This is a genomic window from Flavobacterium glycogeni, from assembly GCF_048286775.1.
Taxonomy (GTDB): Bacteria; Bacteroidota; Bacteroidia; order Flavobacteriales; family Flavobacteriaceae; genus Flavobacterium.
In genome coordinates this window covers 44,910-58,453 of sequence record NZ_JBLVPV010000004.1, presented here as the reverse complement: position 1 = coordinate 58,453, position 13,544 = coordinate 44,910, and the positions used below count along the sequence as shown (strand labels likewise).

Below are 13,544 nucleotides of genomic sequence, written 5' to 3'. Positions count from 1 at the left end.
TTAAATAAACAAAATCAAACTAGAATTGAAATATGAATTGGACTGTTTTCTTTTATGATTTCGGTAGTATTTTTACTTTTTTACAAGTGAAAACTGCTTATTTTTCATAAAACTCTATCGGTAGGTCATCTGGATCAGCAATAAAGAAAAACCGTTTTTTAGTGTATTCATCCACACGGATTTCTTCTGAATTGATATTTTGACGGACTAAAAAATCTCGCGTTTTTTGAATGTCATTCACTTCAAAAGCTAAATGGCGTAATCCTGCCGCTTCTGGTCTTGAAGGACGTTGCGGAGGATTTGGAAATGAAAAAAGTTCGACTACGTAATTTCCATTTAAGGCCAAATCAAGTTTATACGATTGCCTTTCTTCGCGGTAAATTTCCTGAACAATTGTTAGCCCTAAAACGGTTGTGTAGAACGTTTTCGATTTCTGATAATCAGAACAAATAATGGCGATATGGTGGATTTTATTGAGTTGTAGCATTTTATTTTAAATAAGTCATTTCAGGAAGATTTGCATTGGCATCTTGAATCAAAGCATCAGAATGAAGTTTATGGATCAACGCTTTGGTTTCATCAATATCATTTATTCGGAAAAGAAACAGTACTTCGTTTTCATCATCGACATTTTGCCAAAGATGCTCCAGAAACATATTGTTTTCGGCATGAAAGGCTTTGTCTTTTTCTAAAATTTCCCTAATGATTGCAATAGGAACATTCTTAAGTTTTGCTAATAGATGTGGCATTTTTTTTGAATTGATAAGGTGTAAAATGAACAAAGCCTAATCAATTGATTAGGCTTTAGTTTTTTATTTTTTTGCGTCGGAACAAAGTCCTACAATCTCATGGAAAGTGTCGTGTAAATCAGTGATTGATTTCAAAACTGCGGCATCAGATCCATTTGAAGTGACTAATTTATGTAACGCTTTGCTTTTTAACTGTAATCGTTCTGCCGATGCTAATATTGCATTTGTTTTAAATTCTGCAGGAATATCCGACTTTAATAGCATTGCTGCTTTGTTCATCATTTCTTCTGAACGCGCTTTTATTGGTGCAAAATTTCCTTCTTCAGCCGGATGAAATGTTTGGGACATTACTTCGTGAAATTCTTTTATGGCTGGCCATTTATCAAAAGTGGATTGAGCCGAAACGGAGTTTGCAACAACAATTAGTACCAAAACCAGAAATGCTTTAAGATGTTTCATAATTATTTATTTGTGTTTAAAGGTTCTAACAAATATAGGAAATTTTAGTTTTGAGGAGTTATAATTCGGGTTAGGATATTCATTAAACATTCAATTTTCGAATTACTTTTGCCGGATTTCCAACTGCCAAAGAATTGTCGGGAATGTCTTTTGTAACTACTGAACCAGCACCAATTACAGAACCATTTCCTATGGTAATGCCAGGGCAAATAACCGAATTTCCTCCAATCCAGCAATCATCACCGATAGTTATGGGTTTAGAAAGTTCGTGGGTGCGTCGGGTTTCAATATCCATTGGGTGTGATGCGGTGTACAATTGAACGCCAGGAGCAAATAGAACATTAGAGCCAATGGTAACTTTCGCACCATCCAAAATAACACAGTTTACATTGAAATACACATTGTCGCCACAGATGATATTGTATCCATAATCACAAAAAAATGGAGGTTCTATATAAAGATTTGCTCCTGCATTAGGTATTAGCTCTTTTATTATTTCTCGTGCTTTTTTGGTTATTCGATACTCGGTTACATTTAATCGATGGAGTAAATTTTTGGCTTTACGGCGATCTTTTTTAAGATCGTCTCCTCCAGAAATATAAAGTTCCCCAGCGAGCATTTTTTCTTTTTCGGTTTTCATAAAAGGAATTGTCGTTTTTTGTAAATCTTGATTTTTGCCAAAGTTTCAAATGAATTTTTTAAGAATAACAATTTGTCCTAAATGATATACGTCATGCTGAATGATTCCGTGAATATGCTCATAATAGGTGAGATTATTATTGGGGTATATTTTTTCAAAATCACTTTCGTTAAAATCACTTAATAGTTCAATCCATTGCTGTTGGGATTCCTCAAGACTTATCAGAGTGTTTTTCCATGCTTCTTCAGATGGATCTGAATTTTTTGTAAAATAGTTGTGACCGGGTGTTGTCATAATTTTTCCTTGGACACGTTGCAATACATTCAACCTCCATTGAATCATGTGATTGACAATCTCCCAAATAGAATTGATTTCAGGCTTAACTTTTGTATAAGCTTGTTCTGCTGAAATTGATTCCAAAGTTTCAAGAATGTTAATATCAATCCAAGGATGGCCATTGTAAACGGTTTTGTAAAGATTAGAAACTCTTTCTTTTTCAGTCATGAATTATTAGTTTTAAAATTATGGATTACACTATTTTTAGAATGTCAGGATCAACACTTCTTAATCAATTTAGTTCTTTCTTAATTTTCGCGGGTAATTTATCCTTAACCAGAGTATAGGATTGTGTCACATAATGTTGCCATTCTTTAGCCGATAAAACGTTGATGTCTTCTGCCAAAACCCATTTGTAACGTGCTGTGTAAGGTGCAGGCTTAAAACCTTCCCGGTGGCTCATTTCCTCAAATTCTTCATCCAAAACTTTAAAAGCCGCTGAAGTAGGAGATTGGTCTAAACCAATAACCAAAAATATTTTTTCGCCTATGCAAAAACACAAATCATTTCCCCATTTAATGTTTTCGGTTACCGCTGCATTTGATTTACAAATAACCTGTAATTCTTCAATATTCATGAAATTAGATTTTTGTTTTGGCTATTTTATCATGAATTTTTAATGTTTCCTGCAATCCCGCACTTCCGTACCAAAGCGTCAGTTCAGCTTCAAGCAGATTCGATTGTACCGCAGGATCTGTTGCTACAAACGCTTTAGCTTCTTCAATACTGGCGGCATTAAAAATATAAATGCCTCTGTAATTTCTTTCGTTTTTCATAAAAGGACCAGCCACAACCAGTTTTCCTTCTTGCGCTAATCGATTAATATTAGCCATATGTCCTTCAAATAATTTTTGAGTTTCTTCTTTGGTGGCTGTCGTGTTGCTTCCCGTTTTTAATAAGCAAAAAACATATTTCTTCATGCCATATTCGTCGGCATTTAAAGATTTTGCCAGTTTTTCGTCATATGTTGAGGGAGTTTCTTGAGAAAATACTGCGGTACTATAAGAGAACAGTAAAAGTAAAAAGAGTGATTTTTTCATTTTTCAGAATTTGATTGTACACAAATTTAAGGTTTTCATCATAAAATAAAAAATACGTGATTTCAAATTCGAAATTTATTTACTAAAACAACTCATCCTGTAATTTCAACAGTTCAGTAATAACTTTTTCTGGTTCTGATTTTTCCAATAGATATTTGCGGTATCAAAATCAGATATCATGAAACCAACAATTATTGAACAATCAAATCATTCGAACAGAACCCTTAAATCGATTTTTACTCTTGTCCTTTTATTATTCAGCTTGACTATTTTTTCACAAAATACAGTTTCAGGGAAAGTGGTGGATGCAAAAGGAAAACCAGTTTCCGGCGCTAATGTTTTTATCGAAGGAACTTATGACGGCGCTTCCAGTACTGAAACGGGTAATTTTAGTTTTACCACCAATACAACCGGAAATCAGACATTGGTAGTGAGTTTCCTGATTTATGAAACTTCAAAAACTGTAATTGATGTGGCTAATTTCCAAAATAAAACGATCAAATTACGAGAAAGTGTTACGTCGCTTGATGCAGTTGTGATTACCGCAGGAACATTAGAAGCGGGCGATAAAGCAAGAGTTTCGGTTTTGAAACCATTAGACATCGTAACTACAGCGGGTTCTGCGGGGAATATTATTGCGGCTTTGCAGACGTTGCCAGGAACACAAACGGTAGGCGAGGACGGGCGATTGTTTGTTCGTGGTGGCGAAGCCAATGAAACACAAACTTTTGTTGATGGGATTCGGGTGGCGCAACCGTATGGCGCAACCACGAATAATTTGCCTACACGAGGGAGGTTTTCGCCCTTTTTATTTAGTGGAATATCTTTTTCTACAGGTGGATATTCAGCGGAATATGGCGAAGCGTTATCCAGTGTTTTGTTATTGAATACACAAGATGAACCAGACCAAAATAAAACCGAAATCGCTTTGATGACCGTAGGTTTAGGGATTGGAAATACCCAAAAATGGAAAAAAAGTTCTTTGAGCGTAAATGCGAATTACATCAATTTAGCGCCGTATCAAACGGTTATTCCTCAAAATGTGGATTGGAACAGTCCTTTTCAATCTTTGTCAGGAGAAACGGTATATCGCTATAACTTCAATAATGGGATTTTGAAAGTATACGCTGCTTTTGATAGCTCTAAATTCGATATTAATCAGGAAAACATCAATTCGCCGGAGAAAATCAGAGTCGATTTAAACAATAATAATTTTTATTTGAATTCGTCTTACAAAGGCATTTTTGGGAATAACTGGCAAATTACTTCTGGGTTGAGTTATGGCTATAGCAACAACAAAATAAATTTGGATTCAGATAAAGTGGCGAATGATGAAAATGCGGCTCATTTGAAATTAAAATTGAAAAAAAGTTTTTCAGACCGATTAAAACTATCTTTTGGAGCTGATTATTTTGTTACCCAATTCAATGAAGATTTTAAGGAAAATTCAGGTTCGGTTTTTACCAATGGATATGATGCTAACATTGCAGCTATTTATACTGAAGCTGATATTTTCTTCTCTAAAAAATGGGCGGCAAAAATAGGAGTAAGGGCTTCAAATAACGATTTGCTGAACGAAACTGCTATTTCACCCCGAGTTTCATTTGCGTATAAAATGGCTAAAAACAGCCAGTTTTCATTTGCTTATGGCAATTTTACCCAAACTCCAAATGCGGAATACGTTAAATACTCCAACAACCATCAGTTTGAAAGCGAAAAAGCTTCTCATTATATTTTGAATTTTCAATACAATAAAAACGGGAAAACGTTTCGTGCGGAAACCTATTTTAAAGATTACAGCAATTTAGTAAAATTCGACACAGAAAGAGCAGTTTATAATTCGGTTTATGACAATACGGGTTCTGGTTATGCGAAAGGCTTGGATTTGTTTTGGAGAGACGGAAAGTCTATCAAAAACTTAGAATATTGGGTTTCCTATTCTTATATCGATACAGAAAGAGATTATAAAAATTTCAGTTCCCAAGTTACGCCTAGTTTTGTTGCGGATCACAGTTTGTCAATAGTTACTAAATATTGGATAAAGGATTGGAAATCACAAATAGGTTTCACGAATTCGTACAGTTCGGGACGACCATACAACAATCCAAACGAAGCGAAATTCATGAATGGAAAAACGAAATCGTACAACAGTTTGAGTTTCAATTGGGCATATTTAGTGTCGCAGCAAAAGATTTTATACTTCTCGGTTTCCAATGTTTTAGGTTCTCAGAATGTTTTTGGATATGAATATGCCAATAATCCAGATAATGCGGGGTTTTACAACAGAAAAGAAATCGTTCCCACGGCTGATCGTTTTTTCTTTGTAGGCTTCTTTTGGACAATCAGCAACGATAAAAAAGACAATCAGTTGAGGAATTTGTAAATGACAATTTCAATAGTAATGGCAATAAGAATAGCAATGACACTATTCGAAATTTAATTCCAATAACAATTCATCCTTCAAAATTGACAGTTCAGTAAGTATAAATTTTAAATCAATAAAAACCGAGATACTTTTGAAGTATAAATTATATAACGTTTCAATCATCAAAATAATAATCATTTAAAAACAAGAAATCATGACCAAAATTATCACCACAATCGTATTTTTTATTTGTAGTCTAGTATCAGCTCAAGGGCAATTTGAACAAGGAATGGGAAAAGCATTCCAGCTTTGGGGAGAAGGGAAAAACACGGAAGCTTCGGATATGTTCGAAAGAATCGCCGCCGCTGAAAAAACAAGTTGGTTGCCTAATTATTACGTTGCATTAGTGAATACAACAACCGCTTTTAGAACAAAGGACAAGGAACAAATGAATTTGTTGCTTACAAAAGCTCAGAATTCTTTGGATACAGAAATGGGAAAAAATCCCAATAATGCCGAATTATTGGTTATGCAGGCTATGATTCACACCGCTTGGATTGCTTTTGATCCGATGACTAACGGACAAAAATTATCCGGAACTGTTATGGAATTGTACGGAAAAGCACAGGCAATTGCTCCAGAAAATCCAAGAGTTGTTTTTGGTAAAGCCGAGTTTGAAATTGGTGGAGCCAAATTTTGGGGAACGGACACTAAACCAATGTGTGTGCAAATTGAAAAAGCTATCGGACTTTTTGCTACTTTTAAACCGGAAACTCCTTTCTCTCCAAAATGGGGTTTAGAAAGAGCAACGGCTGCATTGAAAAACTGTAAATAAGTCTGTTGATTGTTTCTAATTATTCGTTTTTAAGAAACAAAATAGAGAATAGTAACTATTGAAAAAAAAGAGAATGATGTATATAAAACCACATTTGATTAAAGCTTTATCTATTGGAATGGTTATTTTTTTGGTGTCCCTTTTAATTGAATTTGCTTCTGTAGGAACCGAAGTTTTTTCGCCAAATTTAGTTGTTTACTTTCTCTGTTGCATGCTCTATAGTATTGTTTTATATGTTGTTAACGCAGGGTTGTTTGTGTTTTTGGATAAAAAATTCAAGGATGATAATTATTCTCCCAAACGAATAATCGTTGGATTTATAAGTTCGTTTTTTGTTTCCTTGTTTGCGATTTTTTTGCTACGAATTTTTTTGGAAGTAATTGTAGGTAAAAAGACATTAGAAGCTTTCTTAGCACATGAAACCCCTTCTGAATATATAGAATCATCTATTATTACTTTTATCATTTTGTTAGGATTTCACGCTTTGTATTTTTATAAAGCGTTGCAGGAAAAAAAAGTCAAAGAACAAAAAATCATTGCAGGAACCGCTTCGGCGAAGTTTGAAAGTTTAAAAAATCAAATAGATCCCCATTTTCTTTTTAATAGTTTGAATGTATTAAGTTCCTTGATTGAAGAAAATCCAGATAATGCACAACGGTTCACTATTTCATTATCAAAGATTTATCGCTATGTGTTAGAACAAAAAGATAAAGAATTAGTTTCTGTTGAGGAAGAATTGGCTTTCGCCAAAACCTATATGAATTTATTGAAAATGCGTTTTGAAAACAGTTTGTTTTATGAATTACCAACATCATTTATAAACCCAGAAGCCAAAGTTGTGCCGCTTTCTTTACAGCTTTTGCTCGAAAATACGGTAAAACATAATGTGGTTAGCGAACAAAGACCATTGCACATCAGGATTTATGTTGAGGGCGATTATCTGGCTGTTCAAAACGATTATCAAAAGAAAGAAGTATTGCAGGATCGTCAAGGTGTTGGTTTGCAAAATATCGTCAATCGATACGGAATCATAACCAACAGGAAAGTCCTGATTGCTCAAAATGAGAAAACATTTACTGTCAAAATACCCATTTTAACCAAACAAATAACCGTTATGGAAACGACTACAAATTATAATGAAAATAACGCCTATTATAGAGCCAAAAAGAGAGTGGAAGAGCTCAAAGGATTTTATGGAAACTTAATTTCCTATTGTTGTGTTATTCCGCTTTTAGTATATGTAAATTTAACGTATTCTCCACATTTTCAATGGTTTTGGTTTTCGGCGGCCGGATGGGGATTTGGATTGGTGATGCATGCTTTTAAAGTTTTTGGATACAGCTCCAATTGGGAGGAAAGAAAAATTCAGGAAATTTTGCGTAAAGAAGAGAATCAACAAAATTGGAAGTAATTATGGGAAATCAAGAAAATGAGCTTGTAGAATTAGCAAAAAGCAAAGTAAATAAGTTAAAAGGATTTTATGTTCATCTGGCTATTTACTTAATTGGAGTAGTTGTTTTTATACTCAAAGAATATTTTGATATGACATTTAAATTTTTCCCCATAAAGCATATTAATTCTTATGTAATGGCAATTTGGTCAATAGCTTTTTTTATATCGGCAATTGATGTACTAATTGCATTTCAATTTTTTGGAAAAAAATGGGAAGAGCGTAAAATAAAAAGTATAATGGAAAAGAAGTCGGAAAAACAAATATGGAAATAATCATGGAAAATAAATATCAAAACGAAGAGCGCTATTTTAAAGCAAAAAAACAAGTAGAGGAAATCAAAGGATTCTACGGGAACTTGACGGCATATATTGTAATCAATATTTTTTTTCTTATTCTGAATTTAAAAACTTCTCCAGAACATTTATGGTTTTTTTGGCCCATGTTGGGGTGGGGAATTGGAGTAATTTTTCACGGATTTAAGGTATTTAATTGCACGCCGTTTTTAGGGAAAAATTGGGAAGAGCAAAAAATTAAAGAGTTCATGAATAAAGACAATGAACGAAAAGATTCTTGGGAGTAGTTTTATTTTAAAACAAGAATACACATGCTTTTTTTGAATGAATACTTTTAAATACAAACAAAATGGAAAGAAATTATAAATCAGAACTTGAAGGGATGGAACCCGAAGATAAATATGCTGCCGCCAAAAGGAAAGTGAAACGATTAAAAGGATTTTACACGCATTTAATTGTTTATGTAGTCATAAATATAATAATTGTATTTATTAACATTAGGGATTTAGATCCAGGAGAAAGCTATTTTAAAATAGAGAATTTCTTTACCGCATTTTTCTGGGGAATTGGTTTAACGGCTCATGCACTTTCTACATTTATGCCCAATTGGATTTTTGGAAGAAACTGGGAAGATAAAAAGATCAAAGAGTTTATGGAAAAAGAGAAAAGCGAGAAATGGGAATGAGTATTCAGTCGCAGTTTTCAGTTAACCAAATAACCAAATAAACGATTCAACATTAAATGACAACAATAATAATCGAAGACGAAAAACCAGCTGCACGATTGTTGCAACGAAAACTGGAAAAAATAAATATTGAAGTGGGAGTGCTATTGCATTCCGTTGAAGAAGCAATTAATTGGTTTTCTAATAATCAACATCCGGAATTGATTTTTCTTGACATTCAATTATCGGATGGATTGTCGTTTGAAATTTTCGAAAAAGTTGAAATCAAAAGTGCCATAATTTTCACAACAGCTTATGATGAATATGCTTTGCGGGCTTTCAAATTGAACAGTATTGATTATCTTTTGAAACCCATAGATGAGGATGATTTAGAAATTGCCGTAGCTAAATTTAAAGCGCGTTTGCCAAAACAAGAAACCTTGCAATTAGATTTTGAGCAGATTAAAAAAATGCTGTCTAATCCGTTTGAGAAGAATCATAAAAAACGTTTTACGGTAAAAATAGGGCAACACTTAAAAGTGATTGCTACCGATGAAATTGAGTGTTTTTTTAGCGAAAATAAAGGGACGTATCTTCATACTTTTGACAACAGAAATTATTTAATTGAAACGACTTTGGAACTTTTGGAACAGGAATTAGATCCAAAAGATTTTTATCGAGTAAGTCGAAAATTCATAGTTCCCCTTAAAGCAATCAAAGAAATTATAGTCTATAGTAACTCCCGATTAAAAGTCATTTTGCCTTCTTATGCAGCAGATGAGGTGATCGTAAGCAGGGAAAAAGTTTCTGATTTTAAGAATTGGATTGGGTAGTTTTAGGCTATAAAAAAACTGTTTCAAATGCATGTTCAAAAAATCCTGAGAAGGAAAAATTTTGAATCTTGCAATTGAAACAGTTCAAGTAAGTTTAGGTTTAAGAATTAATCAAATAATGATTTAATTTCCTTTTTAGTCTTACCTAATTTTTGTTGTAATTTACCCCACATTTCATCTTCTTTCCCTTCTTCATACAACAAGTCATCATCGGTCAAATCGGCAAATTTTTGTTTAAGTTTACCTTTTAACTCATTCCAGTTTCCTTCAATCTCTTCTGAATTTGGCATAACGTTTAAGTTTAAAATTACTATTGTTCTTTTACAAAATTAGAAATTTTTAACCGTAAATATGTTATATGATTTTAAAAAATAATTGCGTAATTTTGATCATTTGTCCTTTGATTTTAAAATGCCTATTATGGAATACAATAGTACTTCTAGTTAAATTAAAACAGAAGGTAGTTTGTTTTAAAATAATGGTAATGTGTAGTTTGTGTTTTCAATATAGATTATGTCTATGATGACTTTAGACCTTAAGAACTGTTTTTCTGATTCCAATTAGCACGAAAATAAACAAAGTATAAACGATAAAGAACGGAGCGATATATTCGATTAAATTCATGGGTAACATTACGGCAATAATCAACAATTGAAATCCCAATCCGTAAATGGAAACTAACGTCATAAACCAGTTTGGAAACGTTTTTGCTTTGTAAGCTTCTTTATCAAGTGTGTGAATTATTGTATCAAAAGTACCGTAGACAATGGTATAAATTCGGAACAAAATATCAACCGATTTTTGGCTTTCTCCAGGCAAAGCTTTCGGAGATTTATATTCGAAAATTTTACTGGTTGTATCTCCGCCAACTGATTTATTTCTTAAAATTACATAGTAATAATTGTATAAAGTTCCCTGTAATTGAATGCCAATAAATGCCAAAAAAGTAAGCCAAATGGTTGTTTTTGAAACGTAACAAATAGCCATAAAAAACAGAAAGTTCAAGATGATATCAAATACACTGTCTAAGTATCTTCCGGTATAAGAAGGCGTATTTTTTAATCGTGCCAGTTCACCATCGGCTGCATCAATCATTGATTTCAGAATGATAAAAAAACTTGCAAAATAGTAACTTCCTTGCAGAATACAGTAAATAGCAATCAAGCCTGAAACGCCAAAAAGTAAGGTGACATGAATAGGCGTGAATCGAGTATTTTTTAATTGATTGGCAAGAAATTTTCCAAATGGTCTTCCATAATCTGATAAATCTAAAAATTTATCTTGAGCAGCAAGTTTAGACATTTATGTTTGTAAACAAAGAAATGCGACAATATAGTCAGGTGTAATTTTATGTATGCTGTAACATTATTTCGATAATCGGTGTAAAGTGAATGTCATTGCCGTCAGTAAAAAGAAGGCCATTACTTGATGTAATAATCCCAACCAAAGTGGAACACTGTAAAGCAAAGTAAAGACACCTAATGTGAATTGCAAAAATACGATTAATACCAAGATATTGATTCCTTTTTTCTGTAACGAGGAAAGAGTATGTTTTTTACTTGTGAAATAAAGTGCAAGAATTAATCCAACTACAACATATGCCATGGTTCTGTGTACAAACTGAACGCCGCTTTTTCCTTCGATAAGATTCAAAAATAAGGTGCTTTTTTCTATGAAAACACTATCGTGAACCAATTGCCCGTCACTCATTAAAGGCCAGTGATTGTGAATTAAACCCGCATTTAAACCGGCAACAAACCCGCCATAGATAATTTGTAACAACAAAAATACTAATGCAACGCGTGCTAGTTTTTGCAATGGAATTATGACTGTCGTTTTGTTTGGATAGATTAAATCCAAAGCTACCCAAAGTGTGTAAGCAAACGTGATGAAAGCAAATGTAAGGTGTAATGCCAATCTAAAATGACTTACATCCGGATTGTCAATTAATCCGCTACGTACCATAAACCAGCCCAAGAATCCTTGAAAACCGCCCATGAATAGTAGAACAACACATTTTTTTATGGTTTCAGTAGAAAGACGTTTCTTGAACAAGAAATATACAAATGGAACAAAAAACACTAAGCCAATTATTCTTCCTATGAAACGGTGAAACCATTCCCAAAAATAGATGAATTTATAATCACTAAGTGTGAAATCATTGTGGATGTTTATTTTTTGGTACTCTGGAAATTTTTTATATTCTTCAAAAGCCTGTGACCATTTATCTTCTGTTAAAGGCGGAAAAGTATCGGTTACTAAATGCCAGTCTGTCATTGATAAACCGGAATTGGTCAATCGGGTAATTCCTCCCACTACAACCATCATAAACAATAACAAGCAACCGGATAACAACCAAATGATAACGTAATTATTCTCTTTTTTCATTGTTTGAAATTAATTTTCGTAAAGATATTTTAAATGTTAATTCAACAAGCGTTAATCTTTAATCCTAACTTTTCAGCTCTTTTTAGCATAAATTGATAGGCTGCCTCATATTCATTTGGAATTTCTCCTTCCAAAATCGCTTCTTTTATAGCTTCTTTCAGCATTCCAATTTCTTTTGAAGGCTTTAAGTTGAATTTTTCCATAATTTCTTCACCTGATATTGGGGGTTGAAAATTACGTACCTGATCACGTTCTTCGACTTCCACAATTTTCTTGCGAACAATTATAAAATTATTGTGGTATTTTTTGAACTTATTTGGGTTCTTGGTGGTGATATCTGCTTCACACAGCGTCATTAGATTCTCTACATCTTCACCGGCGTCAAAAACCAAACGACGCACCGCTGAATCGGTAACGGTATCTTGGGATAAAACAATCGGACGCGAACTCATCATGACCATTTTCTGTACAAATTTCATTTTGTGATTCAACGGCATGTGTAAGCGTTCGAATATTTTCTTCGCCATTTTTCCACCAAGAAATTCATGTCCATGAAAGGTCCAGCCTTGTTTTTTATTAAAACGTTTCGTTGGTGCTTTTCCAATATCGTGCAATAATGCTGACCAACGCAACCAAACATCATCAGTATGCGGGCAAATATTGTCCACAACTTCTAAAGTGTGATAAAAATTGTTTTTATGTGTGTGACCTTCTATTTCTTCTACTTGATTCAAAGCGGTCAATTCCGGAAGAATAATATCTAAAAGCCCAGTTTTGAACAATAGCAAGAATCCTATGGAAGGTTTGTCTGTCGAAAGTATTTTATTCAATTCATCAACAATGCGTTCTCCGGAAATGATCTTGATTCGGTCTGCATTTTTCGCAATTGATTTAAACGAATTTTCTTCGATTTCAAATCCCAATTGGTTCGCAAAACGAATCCCTCGCAACATGCGCAACGGATCGTCAGAAAAAGTAATATCTGGATCCAGAGGTGTTTTGACTATTTTGTTTTTTAAATCTTCGAGTCCGTTAAAAGGATCTGAAAGTTCTCCGAAATTAGCAGCGTTTAAGGATAAAGCCAGCGCATTTATGGTAAAGTCACGACGATTTTGATCATCCTCAAGCGTTCCGTTTTCTACAACCGGATTGCGGCTTTCAAAATGATACGATTCCTTTCTCGCACCTACAAACTCAATTTCAGTGTCTTCAAAACGCAACATTGCGGTTCCGTATGTTTTGAAAACTTGAACTTTTGGTTTCTTTGGAAGTAATTGCGACACTTTTAAAGCTAATTCGATTCCGCTGCCAACAGCAACAATATCAATGTCTTTTTTAAAGTCTCTGTTTAAAAGTAAATCTCTCACGAATCCACCAATAACATAACTTTCGATGTTAAGTTCCTGGGAAGCTTGAGAAATGACTTGAAAAATTGTATTATTTAAGGCTTCTTTATATGAAGTTTTAATGCTCATTTTAAAAATGTTTA

The 13,544-nt window shown here is 33.6% G+C and carries 18 protein-coding genes; 7 read left to right on the top strand and 11 right to left on the bottom strand.

Features of this window, described 5'->3' with window-relative positions; translation table 11 throughout:
• Positions 1-97: 97 nt before the first annotated feature.
• The 7 genes from gloA2 to ACNQGX_RS04450 form a co-directional block, all read right to left on the bottom strand.
• The gene (gloA2, locus tag ACNQGX_RS04480; RefSeq protein WP_417974408.1) at positions 98-487 is read right to left on the bottom strand and encodes an SMU1112c/YaeR family gloxylase I-like metalloprotein; all 390 of its coding nucleotides are present in this window, start codon (positions 485-487) and stop codon (positions 98-100) included.
• A 1-nt stretch (position 488) separates the two neighbouring features.
• Positions 489-749, bottom strand: coding sequence for a hypothetical protein (locus tag ACNQGX_RS04475; protein ID WP_417974406.1), 261 nt, complete (start codon positions 747-749; stop codon positions 489-491).
• Between the two features lie 63 nt (positions 750-812).
• Positions 813-1,208 carry a hypothetical protein gene (locus tag ACNQGX_RS04470; RefSeq protein ID WP_417974404.1) on the bottom strand — a complete coding sequence of 132 codons (396 nt, stop codon included), beginning with the start codon at positions 1,206-1,208 and terminating at the stop codon, positions 813-815.
• Positions 1,209-1,290: 82 nt separating this feature from the next.
• Positions 1,291-1,848 carry a sugar O-acetyltransferase gene (locus tag ACNQGX_RS04465; RefSeq protein WP_417974402.1) on the bottom strand — a complete coding sequence of 186 codons (558 nt, stop codon included), beginning with the start codon at positions 1,846-1,848 and terminating at the stop codon, positions 1,291-1,293.
• Between the two features lie 45 nt (positions 1,849-1,893).
• Positions 1,894-2,352, bottom strand: coding sequence for a DinB family protein (locus ACNQGX_RS04460; protein WP_417974400.1), 459 nt, complete (start codon positions 2,350-2,352; stop codon positions 1,894-1,896).
• Positions 2,353-2,416: 64 nt separating this feature from the next.
• Entirely contained in the window at positions 2,417-2,761 is a 345-nt protein-coding gene (locus ACNQGX_RS04455; protein ID WP_417974398.1) for an MmcQ/YjbR family DNA-binding protein, read from the bottom strand.
• A 4-nt stretch (positions 2,762-2,765) separates the two neighbouring features.
• On the bottom strand, positions 2,766-3,224 hold the full coding sequence (locus ACNQGX_RS04450) for a YciI family protein (RefSeq protein ID WP_417974396.1): 459 nt from the start codon (positions 3,222-3,224) through the stop codon (positions 2,766-2,768).
• A 178-nt stretch (positions 3,225-3,402) separates the two neighbouring features.
• Here ACNQGX_RS04450 and ACNQGX_RS04445 point away from each other — a divergent pair, with 178 nt between their 5' ends.
• From ACNQGX_RS04445 to ACNQGX_RS04415, 7 genes are all read left to right on the top strand, one after another.
• Positions 3,403-5,607, top strand: a complete 2,205-nt coding sequence (locus tag ACNQGX_RS04445; protein WP_417974394.1) for a TonB-dependent receptor — start codon at positions 3,403-3,405, stop codon at positions 5,605-5,607.
• Positions 5,608-5,803: 196 nt separating this feature from the next.
• The gene (locus ACNQGX_RS04440; RefSeq protein ID WP_417974392.1) at positions 5,804-6,424 is read left to right on the top strand and encodes a hypothetical protein; all 621 of its coding nucleotides are present in this window, start codon (positions 5,804-5,806) and stop codon (positions 6,422-6,424) included.
• Positions 6,425-6,500: 76 nt separating this feature from the next.
• On the top strand, positions 6,501-7,835 hold the full coding sequence (locus ACNQGX_RS04435; RefSeq protein WP_417974667.1) for a histidine kinase: 1,335 nt from the start codon (positions 6,501-6,503) through the stop codon (positions 7,833-7,835).
• A 2-nt stretch (positions 7,836-7,837) separates the two neighbouring features.
• Positions 7,838-8,149 (top strand): 2TM domain-containing protein, encoded by a 312-nt coding sequence (locus ACNQGX_RS04430; RefSeq protein WP_417974390.1) that lies wholly within the window; start codon positions 7,838-7,840, stop codon positions 8,147-8,149.
• Between the two features lie 2 nt (positions 8,150-8,151).
• Positions 8,152-8,457 (top strand): 2TM domain-containing protein, encoded by a 306-nt coding sequence (locus tag ACNQGX_RS04425; protein ID WP_417974388.1) that lies wholly within the window; start codon positions 8,152-8,154, stop codon positions 8,455-8,457.
• Between the two features lie 62 nt (positions 8,458-8,519).
• Positions 8,520-8,855: a 2TM domain-containing protein gene (locus tag ACNQGX_RS04420; RefSeq protein WP_417974386.1), complete on the top strand. Its 336-nt coding sequence runs from the start codon at positions 8,520-8,522 to the stop codon at positions 8,853-8,855.
• Positions 8,856-8,911: 56 nt separating this feature from the next.
• Positions 8,912-9,667, top strand: a complete 756-nt coding sequence (locus tag ACNQGX_RS04415; protein WP_417974384.1) for a LytR/AlgR family response regulator transcription factor — start codon at positions 8,912-8,914, stop codon at positions 9,665-9,667.
• 107 nt (positions 9,668-9,774) lie between these two features.
• Here the strand turns inward: ACNQGX_RS04415 and ACNQGX_RS04410 are convergent, their stop codons facing one another.
• The 4 genes from ACNQGX_RS04410 to ACNQGX_RS04395 form a co-directional block, all read right to left on the bottom strand.
• The gene (locus tag ACNQGX_RS04410; protein WP_417974382.1) at positions 9,775-9,957 is read right to left on the bottom strand and encodes a CsbD family protein; all 183 of its coding nucleotides are present in this window, start codon (positions 9,955-9,957) and stop codon (positions 9,775-9,777) included.
• A gap of 238 nt (positions 9,958-10,195) precedes the next feature.
• Complete coding sequence (locus ACNQGX_RS04405; protein ID WP_417974380.1) at positions 10,196-10,969, bottom strand: CDP-alcohol phosphatidyltransferase family protein; 774 nt, start codon at positions 10,967-10,969, stop codon at positions 10,196-10,198.
• Positions 10,970-11,032: 63 nt separating this feature from the next.
• Entirely contained in the window at positions 11,033-12,055 is a 1,023-nt protein-coding gene (locus tag ACNQGX_RS04400; protein WP_417974378.1) for a COX15/CtaA family protein, read from the bottom strand.
• A 41-nt stretch (positions 12,056-12,096) separates the two neighbouring features.
• Positions 12,097-13,530 carry a CCA tRNA nucleotidyltransferase gene (locus ACNQGX_RS04395; RefSeq protein ID WP_417974376.1) on the bottom strand — a complete coding sequence of 478 codons (1,434 nt, stop codon included), beginning with the start codon at positions 13,528-13,530 and terminating at the stop codon, positions 12,097-12,099.
• Positions 13,531-13,544: the final 14 nt, after the last annotated feature.